Source organism: Exiguobacterium sp. s150 (assembly GCF_018618435.1).
Lineage (GTDB): Bacteria > Bacillota > Bacilli > Exiguobacteriales > Exiguobacteriaceae > Exiguobacterium > Exiguobacterium alkaliphilum.
The window spans coordinates 76,826-100,580 of the sequence record NZ_JACSMC010000002.1 but is presented as its reverse complement, the minus strand read 5'-3'; the positions used below and the strand labels follow the sequence as shown (position 1 = coordinate 100,580).

Annotated in this window: 21 protein-coding genes; 4 read left to right on the top strand and 17 right to left on the bottom strand. The window is 57.6% G+C overall.

The genetic code is table 11. The features are described from left to right. Positions 1-65: 65 nt before the first annotated feature. From KNP76_RS02115 to hprK, 4 genes are read right to left on the bottom strand one after another with little or no spacing between them, the layout of a single operon-like run. Positions 66-548 (bottom strand): acyltransferase, encoded by a 483-nt coding sequence (locus KNP76_RS02115; RefSeq protein WP_034806821.1) that lies wholly within the window; start codon positions 546-548, stop codon positions 66-68. Then, positions 541-1,191 (bottom strand): pyrophosphatase PpaX, encoded by a 651-nt coding sequence (ppaX, locus tag KNP76_RS02110; protein WP_211780759.1) that lies wholly within the window; start codon positions 1,189-1,191, stop codon positions 541-543. Before ppaX ends, KNP76_RS02115 begins: the two co-directional genes overlap by 8 nt. Continuing rightward, positions 1,191-2,012 (bottom strand): prolipoprotein diacylglyceryl transferase, encoded by an 822-nt coding sequence (gene lgt, locus KNP76_RS02105; RefSeq protein ID WP_211780758.1) that lies wholly within the window; start codon positions 2,010-2,012, stop codon positions 1,191-1,193. The genes ppaX and lgt overlap by 1 nt, the downstream gene beginning before the upstream one ends. Continuing rightward, complete coding sequence (gene hprK, locus KNP76_RS02100) at positions 2,009-2,947, bottom strand: HPr(Ser) kinase/phosphatase (protein WP_214842400.1); 939 nt, start codon at positions 2,945-2,947, stop codon at positions 2,009-2,011. The genes lgt and hprK overlap by 4 nt, the downstream gene beginning before the upstream one ends. Positions 2,948-3,101: 154 nt before the next feature. On the opposite strand from hprK, the gene KNP76_RS02095 reads away from it, so the two are divergent. After that, a complete protein-coding gene (locus KNP76_RS02095; protein WP_214842398.1) occupies positions 3,102-3,458 on the top strand; it encodes a hypothetical protein in 357 nt (118 codons plus the stop codon). 226 nt (positions 3,459-3,684) lie between these two features. Here KNP76_RS02095 and KNP76_RS02090 read toward each other — a convergent pair whose 3' ends face one another. From KNP76_RS02090 to uvrB, 4 genes are read right to left on the bottom strand one after another with little or no spacing between them, the layout of a single operon-like run. Continuing rightward, positions 3,685-4,044, bottom strand: a complete 360-nt coding sequence (locus KNP76_RS02090) for a hypothetical protein (protein WP_214842396.1) — start codon at positions 4,042-4,044, stop codon at positions 3,685-3,687. Between the two features lie 51 nt (positions 4,045-4,095). Further along, positions 4,096-5,271, bottom strand: coding sequence for a DUF4097 family beta strand repeat-containing protein (locus KNP76_RS02085; protein ID WP_251137297.1), 1,176 nt, complete (start codon positions 5,269-5,271; stop codon positions 4,096-4,098). Positions 5,272-5,330: 59 nt separating this feature from the next. Next, on the bottom strand, positions 5,331-8,204 hold the full coding sequence (gene uvrA / locus KNP76_RS02080; protein WP_214842394.1) for an excinuclease ABC subunit UvrA: 2,874 nt from the start codon (positions 8,202-8,204) through the stop codon (positions 5,331-5,333). After that, positions 8,205-10,175: an excinuclease ABC subunit UvrB gene (uvrB, locus tag KNP76_RS02075; RefSeq protein ID WP_214842392.1), complete on the bottom strand. Its 1,971-nt coding sequence runs from the start codon at positions 10,173-10,175 to the stop codon at positions 8,205-8,207. A 132-nt stretch (positions 10,176-10,307) separates the two neighbouring features. Between uvrB and KNP76_RS02070 the strand changes: the two genes are divergently transcribed. From KNP76_RS02070 to glpK, 3 genes are all read left to right on the top strand, one after another. Then, positions 10,308-11,144, top strand: coding sequence for a sulfite exporter TauE/SafE family protein (locus KNP76_RS02070; protein ID WP_214842390.1), 837 nt, complete (start codon positions 10,308-10,310; stop codon positions 11,142-11,144). Between the two features lie 118 nt (positions 11,145-11,262). Next, positions 11,263-11,970 carry an MIP/aquaporin family protein gene (locus KNP76_RS02065; protein ID WP_029334585.1) on the top strand — a complete coding sequence of 236 codons (708 nt, stop codon included), beginning with the start codon at positions 11,263-11,265 and terminating at the stop codon, positions 11,968-11,970. Positions 11,971-11,997: 27 nt separating this feature from the next. After that, positions 11,998-13,515, top strand: coding sequence for a glycerol kinase GlpK (gene glpK, locus KNP76_RS02060; protein WP_214842389.1), 1,518 nt, complete (start codon positions 11,998-12,000; stop codon positions 13,513-13,515). Positions 13,516-13,560: 45 nt separating this feature from the next. On the opposite strand, the gene KNP76_RS02055 is transcribed toward glpK, so the two are convergent. The 9 genes from KNP76_RS02055 to prfB all read right to left on the bottom strand — a co-directional run bounded on the left by KNP76_RS02055 (position 13,561) and on the right by prfB (position 23,729). After that, entirely contained in the window at positions 13,561-14,697 is a 1,137-nt protein-coding gene (locus KNP76_RS02055) for a PDZ domain-containing protein (RefSeq protein WP_211780753.1), read from the bottom strand. Positions 14,698-14,737: 40 nt separating this feature from the next. Continuing rightward, positions 14,738-16,150 (bottom strand): S41 family peptidase, encoded by a 1,413-nt coding sequence (locus KNP76_RS02050; RefSeq protein ID WP_214842386.1) that lies wholly within the window; start codon positions 16,148-16,150, stop codon positions 14,738-14,740. 97 nt (positions 16,151-16,247) lie between these two features. After that, positions 16,248-17,630: a murein hydrolase activator EnvC family protein gene (locus KNP76_RS02045; protein WP_214842384.1), complete on the bottom strand. Its 1,383-nt coding sequence runs from the start codon at positions 17,628-17,630 to the stop codon at positions 16,248-16,250. A 23-nt stretch (positions 17,631-17,653) separates the two neighbouring features. Continuing rightward, positions 17,654-18,556 carry a permease-like cell division protein FtsX gene (gene ftsX, locus KNP76_RS02040; RefSeq protein ID WP_214842382.1) on the bottom strand — a complete coding sequence of 301 codons (903 nt, stop codon included), beginning with the start codon at positions 18,554-18,556 and terminating at the stop codon, positions 17,654-17,656. Then, on the bottom strand, positions 18,546-19,232 hold the full coding sequence (ftsE, locus tag KNP76_RS02035; RefSeq protein WP_034806846.1) for a cell division ATP-binding protein FtsE: 687 nt from the start codon (positions 19,230-19,232) through the stop codon (positions 18,546-18,548). Before ftsE ends, ftsX begins: the two co-directional genes overlap by 11 nt. 339 nt (positions 19,233-19,571) lie before the next feature. Then, positions 19,572-21,179 carry a BCCT family transporter gene (locus tag KNP76_RS02030; protein ID WP_214842380.1) on the bottom strand — a complete coding sequence of 536 codons (1,608 nt, stop codon included), beginning with the start codon at positions 21,177-21,179 and terminating at the stop codon, positions 19,572-19,574. A 90-nt stretch (positions 21,180-21,269) separates the two neighbouring features. Next, positions 21,270-21,602, bottom strand: a complete 333-nt coding sequence (cccB, locus tag KNP76_RS02025) for a cytochrome c551 (RefSeq protein WP_214842378.1) — start codon at positions 21,600-21,602, stop codon at positions 21,270-21,272. Positions 21,603-21,709: 107 nt separating this feature from the next. Continuing rightward, positions 21,710-22,567, bottom strand: a complete 858-nt coding sequence (locus tag KNP76_RS02020; protein WP_214842376.1) for a YitT family protein — start codon at positions 22,565-22,567, stop codon at positions 21,710-21,712. A gap of 61 nt (positions 22,568-22,628) precedes the next feature. Next, positions 22,629-23,729: a peptide chain release factor 2 gene (gene prfB / locus KNP76_RS02015; RefSeq protein ID WP_034803918.1), complete on the bottom strand. Its 1,101-nt coding sequence runs from the start codon at positions 23,727-23,729 to the stop codon at positions 22,629-22,631. Between the last annotated feature and the right edge of the window lie 26 nt (positions 23,730-23,755).

Here is a 23,755-nt window from a genome sequence, read left to right as displayed (position 1 = left end):
CGCTCAAGTATTTTCAAGTCGTGACGTTCGTCACCGCAAGAAATTGATTTCGTGCTAAATTGTGTCTATTTCGTGTCGACCGTTTGGAGCTTCGCCCCGACGACGCGCTCGCCCGGCAAGACGTCCCGATGGACGACGGCACCGGCACCGACGACGGCCCGGTCGCCGATCGTGACACCTGGAAGGATGGTCACGTTCGCCCCAATCAACACCTCGTCCCCAATCGAGACGTCGCCGATTCGATACTCATCGACGAGGTACTCGTGACAGAGAATCGTCGTGTTGAATCCGATGACGGTGTTCCGTCCAATCGAGATCCGCTCCGGGAACATGACGTCCGGCGTCACCATGAGGGCGAGGGCGCTATACTCCCCGATCCGCATGCCGAGAAACGTCCGATATAACCAACGCTTCGCCTTCACCGACGGGAAGAAGCGGCCGACCATGACGACGGCCGTGTTCTTGAACACGCGGACGAACCGAATCGTCCGATACATCTGCCAGAGCGGGTTCGGCCCGGCGAGACGGAACCGTTCCGTCTTACGCATGGACCGTGACCTCGTCGAGCCACGCCTCGAAATGCTCCATCGACTCGATGATGACGTCCGGCTCGAGCGACTCGAGGAAGGCGCGGCCCTTCAGCGCCCAGCCGACGGCGACCGTCTTCGTCCCGGCGTTCTTGCCGCTGAAGATGTCCGTGTCGTTGTCCCCGACCATGACGGCGCGTTCCGGCGCGGCGTCGAGCGCGCGGAGGGCACGTTCGACCGGTTCAGGGTGCGGCTTCTCGTTTTCGACGTCGTCGGCCGTGATGACGACGTCGAACAAATGGTCGATGTTGAACAGGCGCAAGCCTTGCTCGACGACCGGACGTCCTTTCGACGTGACGACACCCATCTTATAGCCCTTCGCGTGCAGGCGATAGAGTCCTTCGATGACGCCCGGGTACTCGGCGACGAGGGCATCGTGCATCGCGATGTTGAAGCTCCGGTAAAACGCCTGCATCTCTTTCCATTCCGGCTCGTTCAGCTCACGGAACGACTTCTCGAGCGTCGGGCCGATGAACGGGTACAAGTCTTCATCCCGATACGTCTCGTCCGGGAAGTAGTAGCCGAGCGTGTGCCGGAAGCTCGCGAGGATGAGCGGGTTCGTGTCGAGCAACGTCCCGTCCAAATCAAACAGTAACGTATCCATCAATCAAACAGTCCTTTCTCTGAAGGGTCATCATACCGTTTCGCTTTGCGGCGCACGACCATCATGACGATACCGAAGACGATCATCAAAATCGAGACGATTTGGGCCGTCCGCAAGTCGCCTGCCATGAGGCTGTCCGTCCGGAGCCCTTCGATATAGAAGCGGCCGACCGAGTACCAGACGAGGTACGACAAGAAGATGTAGCCACGCGGCGGATTGCCGACCACGCGCCAGACGACGAGCAGAATGACACCGAGGATGTTCCAGACGCTCTCGAACAAGAACGTCGGCAAGTAATACACGCCGTCGATGAACATCTGGTTGACGATCCAGTCCGGGAGACGGAGCGTCTCTTCGAGGAAGCTACGCGTCGTCTCATCGCCGTGCGCTTCTTGGTTCATGAAGTTGCCCCAACGCCCGACCGCTTGTCCGAGCAGGAGCGACGGCGCGAGAATGTCGGTCACTTTCCAGAACGACGTCGACTTGCGCATGCTGTAGATCACGACGACGAGGAGCGCCCCGAAAATCGCACCGTGGATGGCAATCCCGCCTTGCCGGATGTCGATGATTTGCCCGAGGTTTTGGCTATAGTAGTCCCACTGGAAGACGACGTAATACACACGGGCGAAGACGATACTGATTGGGATCGACCAGATGACGACGTCGACGAGTCGTTCCGAATCATAGTTGATCCGTTTCGCTTCGAACAAGGCGAGTACAAGTCCGAGCATCGCCCCGAAGGCGATAATCATCCCGTACCAGTAAATCGGGAGCGACCCGATTTCAAACGCTACACGATCAAACGTCGGCTCTACCATCATTCCATCTCCCCTTCGTTATCGTGGATCGCGTTCGCGAGACGTTCGGCGAACTCTTCCGCGGTATTGATGCCCATGTTTTGCAGGCGATAATTCATCGCCGCGACTTCGACGATGACGGCCAAGTTACGTCCCGGACGGACCGGGATCGTGAGGAGCGGTACTTCGCTGTCGATAATCTTCATCGTGTTATGGTCGAGCCCGACACGGTCATATACTTTCCCCGCATCCCAGTTCTCGAGGTTGACGATGAGACTTATCTTCTTGTGCGAGCGAACGGCCCCGGCTCCGAAGAGCGTCATGACATCGATGATGCCGATTCCGCGAATCTCGAGCAAGTGCCGGATGAGTTTCGGTGCCGACCCGACGAGCAGTTGGTCGCCCGTCTGGCGAATCTCGACCGAGTCATCGGCGACGAGACGATGGCCGCGCTTGACGAGCTCGAGCGCCGTCTCGGATTTCCCGACACCGCTCTGGCCTTTAATCAAGACACCGACGCCGTAAATGTCGACGAGCACGCCATGCATCGCCGTCATCGGTGCGAGCTCCATCTCGAGGAAGTTCGTGATTTGTGACTCGATGGACGTCGTCACCGCGTTCGTCTGCATGAGCGGCACGTTCGCCGCCTCGGCCTGTTCTTGAATCTCTTTCGGGATATCGAAGCCGCGCGTGATGAGAATGCCCGGTGTCGATTCCGTGCACAAGATCTTCGCCCGCTCGCGCCGGCTCTCTTCAGACAGGCTCGCGTAGAACGTGAGCTCCGTCTTGCCGAGCACTTGCAGGCGATTTTTCGCATAGTGGGTATAGTAGCCGGCGAGGACGAGTCCTGGACGACTGAGGTCTGGTGTGACGACAGGACGGTGGAGTCCTTCTTCACCGGAAATGACTTGAAGTTTGAAGCGCTCAACAAGTTGAGCCGTGCGTACGATATTTTGCATGAGTATCTGCCCCTTTCACGCTCATTATTGTATCATAGCTCTCTATACTTGGTGTCAGCGAAAGTGAGTCGTGGTGTGTCAGAAAAAAGAAATGAAACTAATCGGCCAACATTTCGTAGAACGGGTATAGACCATATGAGGAGGTGAAAAACGCATGAACTCACTATTTTTGATTGCCATCGTCTTTATTTTTATCGTCGGGATCGCGGCGCTCGTCTATTTGATCAAGTCGCTCATCGATATGTGGCGCGAGTACGCTGCGACGAAAAACGAAACGGTCCTGTTATTATTCATCTTGAACATCGTCGGCTTCTTCTTGTCCGGCTCGCTCATCTCGATGATCGTCGCCATCATCTTCTACTGGAACCGGTCGAAAAAGATGCGCAACCTCGGGATTATTCTGCTTATCGCCGGACCGATTCTGTTCATCTTGTTGATTATCGGCTCGTTCACGTTATACGACGCACCGATGATGGACTGGGAACAGATGGAGTATGAGATGAACCTGTGACCACACGGCACAAACGTCAAACAAAGGAGCGTCGTCCCACTCGGGATGATGCTCCTTTGTTTGATCGTCCTTTAGCCACCTTGGCCGCACGCCGCTTTCCTGAGGGCCGGGCTTTCGGGCGGCGCTGTACGTCTTTCCCGTTGCGGACTAAACAGGACGTAACCGACCCATGGAAAGGGCGATCCTGATGATGTCCGACTTGGACTCGAGGTTTTCGATGATTCTGTCATTCACCCGGCATATAGCCGACCACGGTGTCCGACTCCGGCTCGACTGAAATTGTCGGGACACCAACGACACTGTCCGGTTCAGACGCGAACGACACTGCGAGCACCTCGCTCCCAAAATACGTATCATCTAACAGTTCATAGCCGTGATCGACCGTGACACGCTGTACCTCAGCACTTCCTCCCGCATTGATTGCAGGTTCTTCCCAGTTTCGAGCGGTCACATACGCCCAAGCGACGGCGATGGCTTCGTCGTCAGCCGGCTCATTTCCGTTGACGACGCGCTGCTCCTCGTCACATCCGACGAGCAACAGCACCGCGATCATCATCCATCCGGACACTGAAACAAATCGTCGCATCTCATCCCCCCTCTATAAAAGAACCCGGGGGCATCGCCTCCGGGTCGTGTATCACTTCTGATGGAACGGATTGTTCAAGTCACCCGGATTGACCGGGTCCACCGGGTCCACCGGTTCATGCTTGTCTTCTTCGAGGAACGTCGAAGGCGTATGCTGCGAGCCGTGCTCGAGGTCGATCGTTCCGGTACGCGTTCCGGCCTCGACCTCGATGCGCGGCGTCTGGCCACGGCCCGAGATGAATTCGAGGCGTCGCTGGGCGACGTCTTTCCGGTCGCGGACGATCTCGAGTTCGTCCAAGTTGCAGTGGAGTCCTCCGAAGTTCGTCTCGAGCTCCCCTTCGACCTCGGCGCCGTGCGGCAAGACGAGACGGATGTTCCCCGCGAGCGAGGCGAGTTCGAACTTGGCCGGACGTGCCGTCGCCAGTTCGGCCCGGATGTTGCCGTTGCCGGTCTTGAGCGAGGCTTTGTCATACTTCCCGCTCACGATGACCGCACCGTTGCCGGTCCGGACGTGGACGAGCTCGGTCTCGACACCGTCGACCTCGACCGTGCCGTTCCCTGTGTTGAGGAGGAGTTCCGAGGCGTGGACCTCATGGAGCACGACGCGACCGTTCGCCGTCTGGACGCGCACACTCTCGACATCGAGCCCGTCGGCACGGACTTCCCCGTTGAGCGTCTGGACGTGCAGGTGGTCGAAATGATGATGCGGGACGTATAGCTCGACGTGCGCCCGGACGAGTTTGTCACGGAGCGAGACGACGAGACGGTCCCCGATGACCGAGTGTTTCACGGCCGATTGGAGCTGTTCGAGCGCCTTGTCCGCATCTTGCTGGCGGAGCGGACGGCCGGTGACGATGAGTTCACATTCGTCGTTGTCCGACGAGACGATCGTCGCCGAGGCGTTGAACAAGTCGAGCGCGATGTCAGTCCCGGTGAACGGGAACGACTTCGAGTACGTCACTTCCGGCCCGAAGTTCGAGCTGAACGAGAAATCGCTGTCCCGCAGTTTCGTGACGAGCCCTTCGACCGCCGAAGTCAATTTCGTCGTCAGCGACTCGACCGAGTAGGCGTCGACCTTCTCCGTCTCTTGTTGCGCCTCGAGCGCTTGGACACGCTCGGGCTCTAACCGTTCGAGCCGTTCGAGTTGGGTCATGCCTTCCTCGATCGTCAACTTGCCGTCTTTCACTTGCTGGAGAATCAGTTCACGCATTTCTTGTTTCACGTTCATTTCCCCCTTCGAATTGGATACACGTCAATCATGTTCCCGTTTCTCATCATTTCTATACCTTACTTCCGTTTTCCTGCTTTCGGTTTCGCCCGGGCCGCATCTCGTTCTAATACCGGCTTCAAATACTTGCCGGTATACGATGCCGCCACTTCGGCGACCTCTTCTGGTGTCCCCGTCGCGACGATCGTCCCGCCGCCGTCACCGCCTTCCGGACCGAGGTCGATCAAGTAGTCGGCCGATTTGATGACGTCGAGGTTGTGCTCGATGACGAGCACCGTGTCCCCGTTCTCGACGAGGCGCTGCAGGACTTTCAACAGCCGGGCGATATCATCGACATGGAGTCCCGTCGTCGGTTCATCCAAGATGTAAATCGTCTTCCCGGTCGAGCGTTTATGGAGTTCCGAGGCGAGCTTGACGCGCTGCGCTTCCCCGCCCGACAGTTCCGTCGCCGGCTGGCCGAGCTTCATGTAGCCGAGACCGACGTCAAAGATCGTCTGAATCTTGCGCTTAATTTTCGGAATTTTGTCAAAGAAGTCAAGCCCTTCCTCAATCGTCATGTCAAGGACGTCGGCGATCGTCTTCCCTTTATACTTCACTTCGAGCGTCTCACGGTTATAGCGTTTCCCGTGACACACCTCACACGGCACGTACACGTCCGGAAGGAAGTGCATCTCGATTTTGATAATCCCGTCGCCGCGGCACGCCTCACAGCGCCCACCTTTGACGTTGAAACTGAAGCGGCCTTTCTTATAGCCACGCATCTTCGCTTCGTTCGTCGAGGCGAACACGTCGCGGATATCATCGAACACGCCCGTATATGTCGCCGGGTTCGACCGCGGTGTCCGTCCGATCGGGGACTGGTCGATGTCGATGACTTTGTCGATCTGGTCGAGCCCTTCAATCTTCTTGTGTTTCCCTGGCTTCGCTTTCGCCCGGTTGATGTGATGGGCGAGCGACTTGTACAGAATCTCGTTGATGAGCGTCGACTTCCCGGACCCGGATACCCCGGTGACGGCGATAAACATGCCGAGCGGGATCGACACATCGACCCCTTTCAAGTTGTTCTCTTCCGCCTTCAAAATCTTGAGGAAGCGCTCGTCCGGTACTTTTCGTTCGGTCGGCAGCGGGATGAACTTTTTGCCCGCTAAGTATTGACCGGTGAGCGATTTCTTATTTTTCATGAGCTGCTTCGGCGTCCCGGCGGCGATGACTTCCCCGCCATGTTCTCCGGCCCCAGGCCCGATGTCGATCAAATAGTCGGCTTCCATCATCGTGTCTTCGTCGTGTTCGACGACGATGAGCGTGTTGCCGATATCGCGCATCTGTTTGAGCGTCGCGATCAAGCGGTCGTTGTCACGCTGGTGTAGCCCGATGGACGGCTCGTCCAAGACGTACAAGACGCCTGTGAGGCGCGACCCGATTTGCGTGGCGAGTCGAATCCGTTGCGCCTCGCCGCCCGAGAGCGTCCCGGCTGCCCGTGACAGCGTCAAATAGTCGAGTCCGACGTTGTTCAAGAAGCTGAGCCGCTCACAAATCTCTTGCAAGATGAGGCGGGCGATGGCGAGGTCTTTCTCGCTAATCTCGCTCGTGATGGTATCGAACAAGTTGATCGCATTGACGACCGACAACTCCGTCACTTGCCCGATATGGTGGCCCGTGATTTTCACGGCGAGCGTCTCTTCTTTCAACCGATACCCGTTACACGTCGGACACGCATGGGTTGCCATGTACATTTCCATCTGTTCACGGATATAATCGGACGTCGTCTCTTTATAGCGACGCTCGATGTTACGGAGCACCCCTTCAAAGAAAATCGTGTTCGTCCGAACTTGACCGAAATCGTTCTCATAGCGGAACAAGAACGATTCTTGATCGGTCCCTTTCAAGACGAGGTCTTGGTCTCGCTTTGATAACCGCTCGAACGGGACGTCCATGTCGATGTCAAAATGATGACACATCGCCGCAAGCAGTTGCGGATAATATTGTGAGCTCGTCGGCTGCCACGCGGCGACCGCGCCTTCCTTCAACGTCTTCGTCGCGTCCGGGATGACGAGTTCCGGGTCGACGTCGAGTTTCGTCCCGAGTCCGTCACACGTCGGGCATGCGCCGAACGGTGAGTTGAACGAGAACATGCGCGGTTCGAGTTCCCCGATCGAGAAGCCGCAAATCGGACAGGCGTGATGCTCGCTGAAGAGGAGCTCCGTCCCGTCCATCTTGTCGATGATGGCCCGGCCGTCCGCGAGGCGGAGCGCCGTCTCGAGCGAATCGGCGAGCCGTCCTTCGACGTCAGGTCGGACGACGAGACGGTCGACGACGACTTCAATCGAATGTTTCTTGTTCTTGTCGAGCTCGATTTCGTCGGTCAGTTCGATCGTTTCCCCGTTGACGCGGACACGGACGAACCCTTCTTTCTTGAGCGAGTCGAACACTTTCACATGCGTCCCTTTTCGTCCGGAGACGATCGGGGCGAGAATTTGCAGGCGCGTCTTCTCCGGTAGCTCCATCACTTGGTCGACCATTTGCGAGATCGTCTGGCTCGAGATCTCGATGCCGTGGTTCGGACAGACCGGTTTCCCGATCCGGGCGAACAAGAGCCGTAAGTAGTCGTAAATCTCCGTCACCGTCCCGACGGTCGAGCGCGGGTTCCGGCTCGTCGTCTTCTGGTCAATCGAGATGGCCGGACTGAGACCCTCGATCGTGTCGACGTCCGGTTTGTCCATCTGCCCAAGGAACTGCCTTGCATACGCGGACAAGCTCTCGACGTAACGGCGCTGTCCTTCCGCATAGATCGTGTCGAAGGCAAGCGAAGACTTCCCGGAACCGGACAGACCCGTCAAGACGACGAGTTGGTCCCGAGGAATCTCAATATCAATGTTTTTCAAGTTGTTGACGCGCGCCCCTTTGATGACAATCGCATTTTTCTTCTCAGCCATTTAACTCCCTACCTTCAACTCCAAGATTAAGTCACGCAATTCGGCCGCCCGCTCGAACTGGAGGTCGCGGGCCGCTTGTTTCATTTCTTCTTCTAGTTTGGCGATTGCCGCCTCGCGCTCGGCCGGCTTCATCGAGCTGAGCGACTCGAGCACTTCCTCCTCGGCATCGACCGTCGCACGGATGACACCGCGCACTTCTTTTCGAATCGTCTTCGGGGTGATGCCGTGTTCTTTGTTATACGCCAATTGGATCGTCCGCCGTCGATCGGTCTCCTCGATGGCTCGTTTCATCGAGTCGGTCATCTTATCGGCGAACAAGATGACGTGCCCGTTCGCGTTACGCGCCGCCCGGCCAATCGTCTGGATGAGCGAGCGGTCCGAACGGAGGAACCCTTCCTTATCGGCGTCAAGGATCGTGACGAGACTCACTTCCGGGATGTCGAGCCCTTCCCGGAGCAAGTTGATTCCGACGAGGACGTCATACTTGCCGAGACGGAGGTCGCGGATGATCTCGATCCGTTCGAGCGTCTTGATTTCCGAGTGCATGTAGTTGACCTTGATGCCCGCCTCGCGGAGATAGTCGGACAAGTCCTCGGCCATCTTTTTTGTGAGCGTCGTCACGAGGACACGTTCGTCCCGTTTGATGCGCTCGCGGATTTGGTCCATCAAGTAGTCAATTTGCCCTTTGATCGGATGAATCTCAATCGTCGGGTCGATGAGACCCGTCGGACGGATAATCTGTTCGACCATGTGCGGCGTATGTTCGAGCTCATACGGACCCGGCGTCGCCGAAATGAAGATCGCCTGGCTCAACTTCTTCTCGAACTCCTCGAACTTGAGCGGACGGTTGTCTTTCGCCGACGGCAAACGGAAGCCGTGGTCGACGAGCACTTGTTTTCGCGCCTGGTCGCCGTTGTACATCCCGCGCACTTGCGGGAGCGTCACGTGCGACTCGTCGGCGACGAGCAGAAAGTCTTTCGGGAAGTAGTCGATGAGCGTGTACGGTGTCGCGCCCTCGGGCATCAGGTTCAAGTGCCGGGAATAGTTCTCGATCCCGGAACAGTAACCCATCTCGCGCATCATCTCGAGGTCGTAGTTCGTCCGTTGTTCGAGCCGTTGCGCCTCGAGCAGCTTTCCTTCCTCGCGGAACTTCTCGAGCTGCTCCTCAAGTTCGGCCTCGATGTTAACGATCGCTTTTTGTAACTTCTCGTCACGTGTGACGAAGTGGGACGCCGGGAAGATGGCGACGTGCTCGCGGTCGGCGATAATCTCGCCCGTGAGCGGGTCCATCTCGCGAATCCGGTCAATCTCGTCACCGAAAAACTCGACGCGCATACAATGCTCGTCACGCGACGCCGGGAAGATTTCGACGACGTCGCCGCGGACACGGAACCGTCCGCGCTGGAAATCGATGTCGTTCCGTTCATATTGGATGTCAATCAGCTTCCGAAGCATCTCATCGCGGCCCATCTCTTTCCCGACCCGGAGGCTAAGGACAAGGCTCCGATATTCTTCCGGGTTACCGAGGCCGTAGATGCACGACACCGAGGCGACGATGATGACGTCGTCCCGTTCGAACAAGGCGGACGTGGCCGAGTGACGCAATTTATCGATCTCATCGTTAATCGACGCGTCTTTCTCGATGAACGTGTCCGTCGACGGCACATACGCTTCCGGCTGATAGTAGTCGTAGTAGCTGACGAAGTACTCGACGGCGTTATTCGGGAAGAACTCTTTGAACTCCGAATAGAGCTGGCCGGCGAGCGTCTTGTTGTGGGCTAAGACGAGCGTCGGCTTCTTCACTTCTTGGATGACGTTCGAGACGGTGAACGTCTTGCCGGTGCCGGTCGCCCCGAGCAACGTCTGGTAGCGGTCGCCACGGTTGACGCCTTCGACGAGCTGTCGAATCGCTTCCGGTTGGTCACCTCCCGGCGTATATTCCGATTGTAATGCGAACGGGATCGATTCCATGATGATTCCTCACTTTCTGTTCCTACATAATTGATTTGATTATAGCACATACACGAACAAATATTCGCTTCTGACATGTCGCCCATTCCGTTATGATAAAGGATGAATCTATGTAGAAACGAGTTGGTCGACATGTGGTCTCTCCTCTTCATCCCGCTCGGCGCCGTCGTCGGCGCCTTGTCCGGGTTCTTCGGCATCGGCGGCGGGGTCATCATCGTCCCGGTGCTGTTGTTCAGCGGTTATACGGCGGCCGAGGCGGTCGCGACGTCTCTGCTCTTCGTCGTCGGCACGAGCCTCGCCGGTGCGAAGCGGCATACGTCGCTCGGCAACGTCTCCTGGACGACCGGGCTCCTCATCGGACTGACTGGTGCCGTGACGGCCCAACTGTCGAGCCGGCTCGTCCTCGCCTTCTCCGGTACGAGTGATTGGCTGCTGAACGTGTTCTATCTCGCTATCCTATCTTATTTTGCCGTTACGCTCTTAAAGAAAACATCGAAACGCCGACCGAAAGAAAACACGACCGTCGCCGCGGGTGTCATCGGGGCGATCGCCGGGCTGTTGTCTGCGCTCCTCGGCATCGGCGGCGGCTTCATCATCGTCCCGCTCCTCGTCAGCTGGCTCGGCTACTCGACGCACCGGGCTGTCGGGACGAGCCTCGCCGCCGTCTTGTTCATCGCGTTCGGAGGACTCGTCAGCTATTTGCCGTCGCTCACGCTCGACTTCCTTGTCCCGGCCGCGCTCATCCTCGGCGCGTTCATCGGAGCCCCGCTCGGCGCGACGGTGACGAGCCGTTATCGTGAGAAAGAGATTTCACGCCGCCTCGCCTTGTTGTATGGCGTGGTCATCGTCTCGATCACACTCGACTTGATGACGCAACTTTGGATGCCGTTCACGTATATAAGTCTAGGCGTCCTTTTCGTTTTTATCGTCGGTATCACCGCCGATTTCATCGGGCGTTTTACCAAGTGAAAGCCACTTTGAAAATAAAAAAGTGGTTTTTTTGAATATCTTTGTTTTGAAGCGCTTTCATTCGGGGGATATAATGAAGTGGTAAGTCAAAATTTAATATGGGAAAGGGGAGTATCACATGTCAGCATTCGTCAGCGAAATTATTGGTACAATGCTACTCATCTTGCTCGGTAACGGTGTCGTCGCCGGCGTCGTCCTCCGTCATTCGAAAGCGGAGAACGCAGGTTGGGTCGTCATCACGTTCGGTTGGGGCTTCGCCGTTATGATCGGGGTATACGCAGCCGGAATCTACGGAGGGGCGCACTTGAACCCTGCCGTCACGGTCGGGCTCGCGACAGCAGGCTCATTCCCTTGGGCTGATGTGCCAGCCTACATCTTGGCACAGTTTATCGGGGCGTTCATCGGGGCCGTCCTCGTGTTCGTGCACTACAAACCGCACTATGATGTGACCGACGATCCGGGTGCCAAACTGGCCACCTTCTCGACCGCACCAGGGATTCGTAGCACGCCGTTCAACTTGATCGGGGAAATCATTGGTACGTTCGTTCTCGTCTTCGGAATTTTGTCATTCGGGGCCAACACGTTCACGGACGGCTTGAATCCGCTCATCGTCGGTTTCCTCGTTGTCTCGATCGGTCTCTCACTTGGTGGTACAACGGGATATGCGATCAACCCGGCACGTGACCTCGGTCCGCGGATTGCGCATGCGATACTCCCGATCAAAGGGAAAGGGACGTCAGATTGGGGCTACTCTTGGATCCCGGTCGTCGGACCGATCATCGGGGCCGTCATCGCCGCCCTCGTCTATGGCATTCTCGTCCCATAATCACAACTTCTAAGGAGGCACTATTTCATGGATAAAGAAAAACGTTATATTTTAGCACTTGACCAAGGCACGACAAGCTCACGCGCCATCATCTTCGACCACGACGGTAAAATCGTCACGACCGCCCAGCGCGAGTTCAAGCAATACTTCCCGAAACCAGGCTGGGTCGAGCATAACGCCAACGAGATTTGGGGTTCTGTCCTCGCCGTCATGGCCGAGGCGTTCGGTTCGGCTGACATCGACCCGAAAGAGATCGCGGCCATCGGGATCACGAACCAGCGTGAGACGGCCGTCGTCTGGGAGAAGGAGACGGGCCGCCCGGTCTATAACGCCGTCGTTTGGCAATCACGTCAGACGGCCGGTATTTGTGACGAGTTGAATGCGGCCGGTCACGGCGACTTGTTCCGTGACAAGACCGGTCTCCTCATCGACGCCTACTTCTCAGGAACGAAAGTCAAATGGATCCTCGACAACGTCGACGGCGCCCGTGAGAAAGCGGACAACGGCGAGCTCCTCTTCGGGACGATCGACACGTGGCTCATCTGGAAACTTTCCGGCGGCCACGCCCACGTCACCGACTACTCGAACGCGTCACGTACGCTCATGTACAACATCTATGAGCAGAAGTGGGATGACGAGCTCCTCGACATCCTCACTGTACCGAAATCGATGCTCCCGGAAGTCAAGCCATCGAGTGAAGTGTACGCCCATACGATCCCGTACCACTTCTTCGGCTTCGAAGTACCGATCGCCGGCGCTGCCGGTGACCAACAGGCCGCCTTGTTCGGGCAAGCGTGCTTCGATTCAGGCGAAGGGAAAAACACGTACGGCACGGGTTGCTTCATGCTCATGAACACGGGCGAGGAAGCCGTCAAATCGGACCATGGCCTGTTGACGACGATCGCCTGGGGCTACGATGGGAAAGTCGAGTATGCGCTCGAAGGATCGATCTTCGTCGCCGGTTCGGCCATCCAATGGCTGCGCGACGGGCTCCGGATGCTCAAGTCAGCGAAAGACACGGAGCAATACGCGAACCGTGTCGAGACGACAGACGGCGTCTACGTCGTCCCTGCCTTCGTCGGGCTCGGTGCCCCGTATTGGAACTCGGACGTGCGCGGTGCCATCTTCGGCCTGACGCGCGGTACCGAGAAAGAACACTTCGTCCGGGCGACGCTCGAGTCGCTCGCCTATCAGACGCGTGACGTCTTGACGGCGATGGAACAAGACTCAGGGATCGAGTTGAAAACGCTCCGTGTCGATGGTGGCGCGGTCAACAACAACTTCCTCATGCAGTTCCAGGCTGATATCTTGGACGTCCCGGTCGAGCGGCCGGAAGTGAGCGAGACGACGGCACTCGGGGCCGCCTACCTCGCCGGTCTTGCCGTCGGATTCTGGAAAGACCAAGCGGAAATCAAGCAACAGTGGAAACTCGACCAACAGTTCGAACCGAGCATGGACGAGTCGCACCGCGAAAATCTTTACAAAGGCTGGCAACACGCCGTCGAAGCGACGATGGGCTTCAAACCATCGAAACTTGAATCGTAAGCACACGAAAGGGAGCCTCCGCGGAGGCTCCCTTTTTTCGAGCATTCATAACTTGCGCAGACGTAGCCGCGGGCTCATCGGCTCCCCGACGAACAAGATGCCGAGCTCATGCGGGTCGGTTTCATACATCGCCCGCTGGACGAACCGGATATCCCCGTTCAAGTTGAGTACCTCGAGCTTGATGTACGGTTTATGAAGCTGGAGCGCCTCATAGAAGCTGCTCCCGCCCGTGATGACCGTCCCGTTCACTTTATAAATCGACTCGCCCGGGATGAGTTGCATCGCTTCCCCTGGCGAACCCGGGAGCGTGTCGACGATGACCGCCCCACGGTTGCCGTTGATGAACACCGGCGTCGTCGCCCGGTTCTCACGTTTGATGAGCTGTAACGCGAGCTCATACAATACATAGAGCGCGATCAAGACGTAACCGGCGTACGGCACGTCAAGTGCGTAAGACGCTCCGAACAGACCGAGCGCGATGACGGCAAGGATGCCGCGATACGTGCTCAACTTTCCGAGGAGCGTCCGTGGCAACGCCCCGGTCGACAAGAGGCTCACCCCGATTGGAATCGGTAGGATGACTGGGACCATCCCGTCGAACCCGAACGACGGCGGCAAGAAGACGACGAGTGGGAAGAACCAGAGTCGTTTGACGACGTGACCGCCGATGAATTGACCACGTTTCGACAAGATGAGCGTCGGCGACGTCTCGACGTTCCCGTTCCACCGTAGCAAGACCGCCTCGGCGAGCGTGACGACGCCGAAGACGAGCGCATACACCGGCCAACCGACCTCGGCGAGCCGAGCGACCGTCTCGTCGAGCGGTCCGAACGAGATGACGTCACGAAGCGACACGGCCGCGAGCATGACGAGGAGCGGGAACGCCGGGCTGACGAAGCGCGGATGCATCGTCAAGACGACGAGGGCGTACAGGACGGTGAACGTGACGAGCCATTCGACGTTGACCGTCGTCTCGAGCCAGACGGTCGCGACCGAGGCGAGCGCCCCGAGCAAAACGCTCGGCCAGACGAAATGAATCCAATCTGATTTCGGCGAGCGCCGGCGCGAGCGGAACATCGCCCGTTCCCGTTTGATGCGCGTCATGGATATGTAAGCGAGGGCGACGAGCGTCACCCAGAGCAGCGGACTACCGATCAAAGTCAATAAAGCGAGTACACTCATTCGTAGAACGTCCACACGTGTCCAATCCTTTCCCTAATCCTTATTTTGCAGCTTCTTCGAGCGCACGGTTCAACTGGGCGTCGTTCGCCTCGTCTTGAATGACTTCAAGCAATCGCGATTCGAGCGCCGATGCCGTCTCCTCGTTGACGATCCCGTCCGCCGTCAAATTGTTGTCTTCTTGGAACGCGGCGACGGCCCGGGCCATCGTGTCGCCGTAATAGCCCGGCTGACCGCCCGGCTCGTAGCCGATCCCTTCGAGGACGGTATGCAAGTTCGATACGGATTCACCGTAATCACCGACCTCGAGCGTGTCCGCCTCGGCGAGGATGCGGTTGACGCTGAAATAGTCCGGTTGATTGACTTCGATGTCCGGTTCGATTCCTTTCTCGTTAATCCAATTGCCGTCCGGCGTGAGCCACTTGCTCGTCGTCAGCTTCAAGTTGCTGCCGTCCGCCAAATCGAACGCTGTCTGGACGACGCCCTTGCCGAACGTCTTGTTGCCGATCACGGTCGCCCCGGCCCCTTCCTTGAGCGCCCCGGCGAGAATCTCGGACGCCGAGGCCGAGCCTTCGTCCGTCAAGACGAAGAGGCCATACGGTTTCGCCTCACGGGCGCGACCGCTCTGCGACTCACGCTCCCCTTGCGCGTCCTCGATTTGAACGACCGGCGTGTCCGTCGGGACGAAACCTTCGACCATCGTGATGACGGACGGCAACAGGCCACCCGGGTTTCCGCGCACGTCGATGATGAGGCTATCGATGTCTTGACTCTCGAGTTCCTCGAGCTGTTCCAAAAATTCGTCGTCGGTCGGTTCGGAGAACTGGGTCACTTGCAGATAGCCGATCTTCTTGCCGGCTTCTTCCTTCACCTCTGACGTCACCGTCTCGATTGGAATCGTGTCCCGCGTGATCTCATAGTCGGCCTCTTGCCCGCCGCGGCGAATCGTCAACGTGACGACGGTCCCTTTCTCCCCGCGGATGAGACGCACCGCCTCTTCGACGGCCATCCCTTCAATCGACTCGCCGTCGACGGCCGTGATGACATCCCCTGGACGGAGTCCGGCCGCTTCGGCCGGAGCGCCTTTGATTGGAGCGACGATTAAGATGTCTTCTCCTTTCTTCTCCAAAGTCGCGCCGATTCCTTCAAAACTCGACTCAATCGAATCGGTGAATTGCGACGTCTCTTCCGCGTCGAGGAAGTCCGAATACGGGTCGTCGAGGGCGGCGGTCATCCCGTCGAGCGCCCCGATGAGGAGCGCTTCGTCTGATATATCTTTAAGTGAGTGGGCCTCGATGAGCTTGCGCACTTGTTCGACTTTGTCCCAGCCCTCGCTCCGCGGTTGAATGGCGGTCGGTAAAGCGGCTGTATCAGTAAACGCCATCGTCGCGAGCCCTGCACCGGCCCCAGCGACGAACGTGGCGCCGGCGAGTAGTCCAGCGGTTGAATTTTTCACGGGTAGTCCCTCATTTCTCTTGATCAGTCTTTCATTCAGTATAGCAAAAAGTTTAGAAGAAAAGACGCGTTCCACACATTTGGGACGCGTCTCTCCGTCAATAGCCGATATAAGGACCTGGGTCGACCGCGTTCGGTTGCCCCGGGGCCCATTCGCCACGGTGAAGTTCGAAATGTAAGTGCGGCCCCGTCGACCAGCCCGTGTTGCCGAGCGTTCCGACCGTCTGGCCGGCCGCGATCGTCTGGCCCGGTGTGACCGTGATCGAGTCGAGATGGCCGTACACCGTCGTCCACACTTGGCCGCCTAACACGTGCGAGACAAAGACGACGTTGCCGTAGCCCGTCGCCGGCGCCGCCTTGATGACGATGCCGGGTGCCGCCGCCACGATGGGCGTGCCGGTCGCGTTGACGATGTCGATGCCGCGATGCGACTCCGGCGCCCCGGTGAGCGGGTTCGCCCTCGGGCCGAACCGGCTCGAGACGTACCCGGAGACGGGACGGACGAACGTCGACACAGGTTGCGTCACGTTCTCAGCCGCTTCGACTGGCGGAACCGGTGGCGCGACAGGTGCTGTGCCCGGCGACGACTCCGTCTTCGCTTTCGCCTCGGCTTCTTGGCGTGCTCGCGCCTCTGCATCTGCCTTCGCTTGGGCGTCTGCCTTTGCCTGTGCCTCGGCTGCTGCTTTCGCTTCCGCTTGTCGTCTCGCTTCCGCTTCGGCCGCCTCGCGTTCGGCGGTTGCAATCGCCTCGAGCTGACCGGCGATGATGCGGCGCTGTTCGTCCATGAGCGCCTGTTCTTCCTCGCGCGTCATCTGTTCGAGCTCGAGTAGCTCGACTTGTTCGTTTAGTTCGGAAAGGAGCGACTGCTTCTCCTCGGCTGCACGGTCGAGCGCCTGCTTCGTGATGACGAGTTCACGCTCTTTTTGTTTGACGAACGACAGCTGGGTCCGTTGCGTCGTCTCGAGCGACTCGAGCCGCTCGACTTCTTCCATGAAGCTATGTATGAGGTCCCGGTCCTGCTCCGCGATCGACTGCGCCGTCATGAGACGCGTGACGAAATCCCCGAACGTGCGGGATTCGAAGATGACTTGGAGATAGGACCGGTCCTCGTTTACTTGAAGCACACGAAGACGCTCACTGAGGAGCGCCTTCTGGCCTTGGAGGTACTGCTCTTGGGCAGCGAGTTGGCGGCGTGTCGTCTCGAGCTCGGTGCGGGCCGCGTCGGCTTCAGCCTGCTGGACGGCAATCTGTTCACTGAGGCTATCGAGCCGTTCGTTGACGGCCTTCACCTCGGTCAAGACCGCGTCACGCTCCGCCTCGGTGATGTCGAGCTCGGCGTCCGTCTCGGCTTGCGCTTTCTTGGATGCCTCTAGCTGTTTGGATAGACGATCTTGTCGTTCCCGTAACGTCTCTTTCTCCGTCGCCATGACCGGCGCGGCAAGTAACGTCATACATAACCCAAGCGCAAGCGAACGTTTCATCCGCCAACTCCCCCTTATCTAAGTTAGACTTTCAAGAATCGACCGAGCGATGTCGTCGATCCCCAGATCCCGATGAACGCCCCGAGTGCCAACAAGACGAGTGACACTTGCGTCGTGAGCGTCGATGGATCAATCAACTTAAATATATCACTATTCAATTGATCTAGCGATGGTTGTAAAGCACTATATGCGACATCGTAGCCGAAGTAGACGACGGCGATCGGGATGAGCGCGCCGAGCACACCGAGGAGGAGTCCTTCGATGAAGAACGGCCAGCGGATGAAGCTGTTTTTCGCCCCGACGAGACGCATGATCTCAATCTCGCGGCGACGCGAGAAGATCGTCATCTTGATCGTGTTCGAGATGAGGAACATCGCCATGAGCGTGAGCCCGACGATCAATACGAGTCCGCCGATGCGAATCCCGTTGAAGAACGCGAACATCTTGTCGATATAGTCCTGTCCGTATGTGACTCTATCGACGTTCTCAAGCGACTGCACCGCCTCGGCGACTTGTTCGGTCTCGAGCGGGTCTGACGCCTTGACGATGTAACGGTCGTGGAGCGGGTTGTCCTTCTCGACCGCACCGTATGCGTTCGCGTCTTCCCCTAATTGGTTGCGGAAGTTCTCGAGCTCATCGTCTTTCGAGCTGAACGTGACTTCGGCGACACCGGGAATCTGTTCGATGTTTTGTCCGAGCTGTTCGACGTTCGCCTCTTCGGCGGTCCGTGTGACGAACACTTGAATCTCGACGTCGTTCTCGACGTTTTGTGAGATCTCGTTGACGTTGAACATGACGAGCGCGAAAATCCCGACGAGTAACAATGTGATGGTGACGGCACTGATGGCCGCAAACGTCATCCACCCGTTGCGAAGTGTTCCTTTGAACCCTTCCCGTAAGTGGCGGAGTCCACTTTTAAATATCATAGCCATACGCTCCTTTCTCTTCATCGCGGACGACTTTCCCGTTCTCAATCGCGATGACGCGATGGCGAATCTTATCGACGATGTCACGGTTGTGTGTCGCCATGACGATCGTCGCACCGCGGCGGTGAATCTCTTCAAATACTTCCATGATGCCCCACGCCGTGTCCGGGTCTAAGTTCCCGGTCGGCTCATCGGCGATGATGAGCTTCGGCTTGTTGACAATCGCGCGGGCGATCGAGACGCGCTGCTGTTCCCCACCCGACAGTTCGTCCGGATAGTTGCGGGCCTTGTTTTTGAGCCCGACGAGGTTCAACACGTCCATCACTTGCTTGCGCATCGTATTCGTGTCGGCTTGGACGACCTCGAGGGCGAAGGCGACGTTCTCGTACACGGTGAGCGACGGCAACAACTTAAAATCTTGGAAGATGACGCCGAGTTGGCGGCGAAGTTTCGGCACGTGGCGATTCTTCAGCTTGCCGACATCGATGCCGTCAATCAACAATTGACCGCTCGACGGCTTCTCCTCCCGATAAATCATTTTCATAAACGTCGATTTCCCGGCGCCGGATGGTCCGACGACGTAGAGGAACTCGCCGTCTTGGATTTCTATGTCGAGATCATCGACGGCGACGACGCCGTTCGGATATACTTTACTGACTTTTTGCATCGAAATCATAACGTATTCCCTACCCTTTTTAAATATTTTTCATGCATCTATGACGAAGTTTCATTGTTTTAGTAACTGTATATTTTTCGTCTAGCCTCTGTTCTACAGGAAACAGAACGTGCTGTCAAGGCACGTCGCTCGTGCCCAACTTCCTTACAAACAGGACGAAAGGCGGGACTATGAGCGCTACCATTATAACAATCGGTTTTTTAAAACACCATTACAGGAGTATTTCAGTTGGAGGGCGCACAGTGGGAAATTGTCACACCGAACGTCCGCTTCACCGATTTGTCATATTCATTGAAATTCGGATTCAAAAAAAGGCACCCTGTGACGAGGGCACCTTCCTTATTCAGGGGGTTGGTCTTTCAACGCATCAAACGGCGACCGCTTTTTCTTTCGGTACTTGATGTGGATTGTCGGCGATTCGTACTCGTCCGAGGCGCGGATGTCCTTACTCGACACACGCATGAACGACCAGGCGAGCAGTAGCATGATGAAGATGAGCGGGAACCCGCCGACGATGCTCGCCGTTTGGAGCGTGTCGAGCCCGCCGAGGAACATGAGCGTCAGCGGCATGATACAGAGCGCGAACGCCCAGAACAAACGATTCCAAGCCGCCGGCTCCCCTTCGACATACTTTTGTGTCACCGATGCCAAAATATATGAGGATGAATCAAACGTCGTCGCGAGGAAGATGATGGCGAGGAAAGTGAACACGGCGACGACGACCTTGCCGAACGGCAGCTGCCCGATGATGGCGATAATCGTCGCAGCCGGTCCGTACGTATCCATATAACCGATGACATCGAACGCGCCGCTCAAGTGGAGATAAAGCCCGAAATTCCCAAGAATTCCGAAGAAGAGGATACAACCGAACGTCCCATATACCATCGTCCCGATGATCATCCCGCGAATCGTCCGACCGCGTGAGATGCGGGCGACGAACAGTCCGACGAACGGCGCATAGACGAGCCACCACGCCCAGTAGAACACGGTCCATGCTTCCGGGAAGCCGGTCTCGGTGAATCCGCCGAGGTTCCCGAACGGTTCCATCCACGTCGCCATCTTGAAGAAGTTGTCGAGCAGGATGCCGACGGCGTTGAACGTCGTCTCGAGGATGAAGCGCGTCGGCCCGAGGATGAGGACGAAGGCGAGAATCGAGAGCGACAGCCAAATGTTCAAGTCACTGAGCACTTTGATGCCGCGCTTCAACCCGACGTACGAGCTGACGGCGAAGATAGCCGTACAGACGAGCATGATGACCGCCTGCATGCCGAGCGTCACCGGGATGCCGGTGATTTCGTTCACTCCTTCGGCGATCATCGGCGTGCCAAGGGCGAGCGTCGTCCCTGCCCCGCCGAGCAGGCCGAAGATGAACAAGATGTCAATCAGCTTCCCGACCGGACCGTCCGCCCATTTGCCGATGACAGGCCGGACCGCCTCGCTCACTTTGAGTACGGACTTGCGCCGGACGTAAAAGAAGTATGCAATCGGGAGCGCCGGGAGCGTATAGATCGCCCAGGCGATCGGACCCCAGTGGAACATCCCGTACGCCGTCGCCCACTGAATGGCCTCGGTCGATTCCGGTTCGACGCCGAACGGAGGCCCTTGATAGTAGTACACCCACTCGATGACCGACCAATAGAGGATACTCGAGCCGATCCCGGCCGCGAACAGCATCGCCGCCCACGAGAACGTGCTGAACTCCGGCTCCTCGTCTTCGCGCCCGAGCTTGACGTGGCCGTTCTTGCTGAAGGCGACAAAAATCAAAAACCCGAACGCGCCGAGTCCCATCGCCAAGTACAGCATCCCGAAGTTTTGGGTCATGAACGTGTTCGCTACCCCTACCCATGTCCTGCCCGTCTCCGGGAACAAGACGAGCGGCAGCGTCACCGCGAGCAATAGGCAGAACGCGCCGATGAACGTGGGCCAATCAATCAATTTCGTTTTCAATGTACCCCACCCCTTGAAGTTGTTATTCTTTTTTACCAACATTTCATCGCGACGAAACAAAAAACCACGGGTCGCCCCGTGGTCTCCGTATTATTTCTTCTCAGCGAGCCAAGCCGACACGGCTGCGATCTCGTCGTCATCTTGGATAACGTTCGCAGGCATCGCGCCTTTCCCGTTTCGAATGATTCCTTCGATGTCTTCAGCCGACAAGCGTGCCCCGACGTCTGTCAAAGCCGGACCGCTCATCCCTTCTAAGTTCGCGCCGTGACAAGCCGCACAGTTTTGCGCGTATACCGCTTCCGCGTCAATCGAGCCTGTCGTCGTCCCCGAATCGTTGCCTGACGTGTCTTCCTCATCGCCGCCACCGCACGCACCGAGCGTGAGCATGGCGCCGAGGCCGATGGCCATCATCCACTTCTTCATATAGGGTTCCCCTCCTAAGTTGTAGAAATAACCTACAATTACCATTATAGCCGTTCTGAAGCGCTTTCTAACCTAATCTCATGAAAAGTACACAAAGATTACACATCTTACGGCACGTTGATGTAGCGTTTGTCCGACGTGAACCCTTGCCCCATTACCTCGTGCGCCTCGCTGAAGACGAGGAACGCGTCGGGGTCGATGCGACGGATGATCTCCTTCAACCGGCTCACCTCATTCTGCCGGACGACGACGAGGAGCATCGGTCGGTCGAGTCGCGAGTAGGCCCCAATCGCCTGAATCTCGGTCGCCCCGCGGTCGAGCTCGTCGAAGACGGCCCGCGTGATGACGTCACGTTTCTCCGAGATGACGTACGCCATCTTGTCTTGCGTGAAGCCGAGCTGGACGAAGTCGATCATCTTGATCGTGATGAAGAGCGCGATGAGCGCATACAGTCCCGTCGTGAACGAGAACGTCACCGCCGCGACGAGGACGACCGCCCCGTCGAGGATGGCGATACACAGATAGAGCGGGATGTGCGTGAACTTATGTAGGATCTGCGCGATCAAGTCCATCCCGCCCGTCGAGGCGCGCCCCCGGAAGATGAGGCCGAGGCCAATCCCGACGCCCGCCCCGCCGAACACGGCCGCGAGCAACGTATCGTTCACTGCGGCACCGGCGTCAATCAACTCATACAACAAGATCACGCCCGGCAAGAAGATCGAGCCGACGAGCGACTTGACGCCGAAGCCGAGCCCGAGGATCATCCAGCCGATGACGAGGAGGAGCACGTTCGCCACGAGCTGGAACGCCCCCGGCGAGATGCCGAACAGCTCGTACGTGATGATCGAGATCCCGCTGACGCCGCCCGAGGCGAGGTTGTTCGGGAGTAGAAACAAGCTGAACGCCGAGGCGACGAAGACGGACCCGGTCAGTAAATACATGTAGTCTTTGACGATTTGCTTCATTAAAGGTTTTCTCCTCTACATACAACGTGGCCCAAAGACATCGGTCTTTGAGCCACATGCATCACATATTTGTCTTGCGGAGGTACGCGTCGATGAAGCCCATGATGTCCCCATCCATGACGCCGCCCGTGTTCCCGACTTCGTAGCTCGTCCGGTGGTCTTTGACCATCGCGTACGGGTGGAAGACGTACGAACGGATTTGGCTGCCCCAGCCGATGTCCGTCTTCTCGCCGCGAATCTCGTCGAGCTTACGTTGCTGCTCGTCGAGCTCGCGTTGATAAAGTTTCGCCTTGAGCATCTTCATCGCCGACTCACGGTTCTTGATCTGTGAGCGCTCGGTCTGACACGAGACGACGACACCCGTCGGCACGTGCGTGATCCGGACGGCCGAGTCGGTCGTGTTGATGTGCTGACCGCCGGCGCCTGACGCGCGGTACGTGTCGATGCGGAGGTCTTCGGTCTTCACGTCGACTTCGATGTCGTCATCGAACTCCGGCATGATGTCACATGAGACGAATGACGTATGACGGCGTCCTGACGAGTCGAACGGCGAGATACGCACCAACCGGTGAATCCCTTTCTCCGCTTTCAAATACCCGTACGCATTGTGCCCGACGATGCGGAGCGTGACCGACTTGACGCCGGCCTCCTCGCCCGGAAGGTAGTCGACCGTCTCGACTTTCCAACCCTGCTTGTCGGCGAAGCGCTGATACATGCGAAGCAGCATCGACGCCCAGTCTTGCGACTCGGTCCCGCCGGCCCCCGGGTGAAGCTCGAGGATGGCGTTGTTCGCGTCATACGGCCCGTTTAAGAGGATCTCGAGCTCAAACTCGTCGAATTGACCTTTCAGCTCCGTCACCATCTCGGCGAGCTCTTGTTGCATCTCGGCGTCCGGCTCTTCCTTGATGAGTTCGAGCGTCACTTCGCCGTCCTCATGTCCGTCAGCGAGCGCCTGATATTTGTCGACCATCGCTTTCAAGCCGTTCGATTCGTCGATGACTTTTTGCGCCTTCTCTTGGCTGTCCCAGAAGTCCGGGTACGTCATCTCGTTCTCGAGCTCGGCGATACGTGCCTGCTTCTCCGTCAAGTTGAGGGAAGCCTTATAGTTGTCGAGGCGTTTGGCCATCGCCTCGAGTTCGTTCCGAATATCTGAAATTTCCATAGTGTGTATCACCTTTCCGTAGGAAA

What these genes read in the sequence shown, in the direction of transcription:
- KNP76_RS02115 (WP_034806821.1), bottom strand. Translation starts at nt 548, where the DNA reads ATGCGTAAGACGGAACGGTTCCGTCTCGCCGGGCCGAACCCGCTCTGG.
- ftsE (WP_034806846.1), bottom strand. Translation starts at nt 19,232, where the DNA reads ATGATTTCGATGCAAAAAGTCAGTAAAGTATATCCGAACGGCGTCGTC.
- KNP76_RS02020 (WP_214842376.1), bottom strand. Translation starts at nt 22,567, where the DNA reads ATGAAGCAAATCGTCAAAGACTACATGTATTTACTGACCGGGTCCGTC.
- KNP76_RS02055 (WP_211780753.1), bottom strand. Translation starts at nt 14,697, where the DNA reads ATGAGTGTACTCGCTTTATTGACTTTGATCGGTAGTCCGCTGCTCTGG.
- KNP76_RS02095 (WP_214842398.1), top strand. Translation starts at nt 3,102, where the DNA reads ATGAACTCACTATTTTTGATTGCCATCGTCTTTATTTTTATCGTCGGG.
- KNP76_RS02085 (WP_251137297.1), bottom strand. Translation starts at nt 5,271, where the DNA reads ATGAACGTGAAACAAGAAATGCGTGAACTGATTCTCCAGCAAGTGAAA.
- cccB (WP_214842378.1), bottom strand. Translation starts at nt 21,602, where the DNA reads ATGAAGAAGTGGATGATGGCCATCGGCCTCGGCGCCATGCTCACGCTC.
- hprK (WP_214842400.1), bottom strand. Translation starts at nt 2,947, where the DNA reads ATGCAAAATATCGTACGCACGGCTCAACTTGTTGAGCGCTTCAAACTT.
- uvrB (WP_214842392.1), bottom strand. Translation starts at nt 10,175, where the DNA reads ATGGAATCGATCCCGTTCGCATTACAATCGGAATATACGCCGGGAGGT.
- prfB (WP_034803918.1), bottom strand. Translation starts at nt 23,729, where the DNA reads ATGGAAATTTCAGATATTCGGAACGAACTCGAGGCGATGGCCAAACGC.
- ppaX (WP_211780759.1), bottom strand. Translation starts at nt 1,191, where the DNA reads ATGGATACGTTACTGTTTGATTTGGACGGGACGTTGCTCGACACGAAC.
- KNP76_RS02070 (WP_214842390.1), top strand. Translation starts at nt 10,308, where the DNA reads ATGTGGTCTCTCCTCTTCATCCCGCTCGGCGCCGTCGTCGGCGCCTTG.
- lgt (WP_211780758.1), bottom strand. Translation starts at nt 2,012, where the DNA reads ATGATGGTAGAGCCGACGTTTGATCGTGTAGCGTTTGAAATCGGGTCG.
- KNP76_RS02065 (WP_029334585.1), top strand. Translation starts at nt 11,263, where the DNA reads ATGTCAGCATTCGTCAGCGAAATTATTGGTACAATGCTACTCATCTTG.
- ftsX (WP_214842382.1), bottom strand. Translation starts at nt 18,556, where the DNA reads ATGATATTTAAAAGTGGACTCCGCCACTTACGGGAAGGGTTCAAAGGA.
- KNP76_RS02045 (WP_214842384.1), bottom strand. Translation starts at nt 17,630, where the DNA reads ATGAAACGTTCGCTTGCGCTTGGGTTATGTATGACGTTACTTGCCGCG.
- glpK (WP_214842389.1), top strand. Translation starts at nt 11,998, where the DNA reads ATGGATAAAGAAAAACGTTATATTTTAGCACTTGACCAAGGCACGACA.
- KNP76_RS02090 (WP_214842396.1), bottom strand. Translation starts at nt 4,044, where the DNA reads ATGCGACGATTTGTTTCAGTGTCCGGATGGATGATGATCGCGGTGCTG.
- uvrA (WP_214842394.1), bottom strand. Translation starts at nt 8,204, where the DNA reads ATGGCTGAGAAGAAAAATGCGATTGTCATCAAAGGGGCGCGCGTCAAC.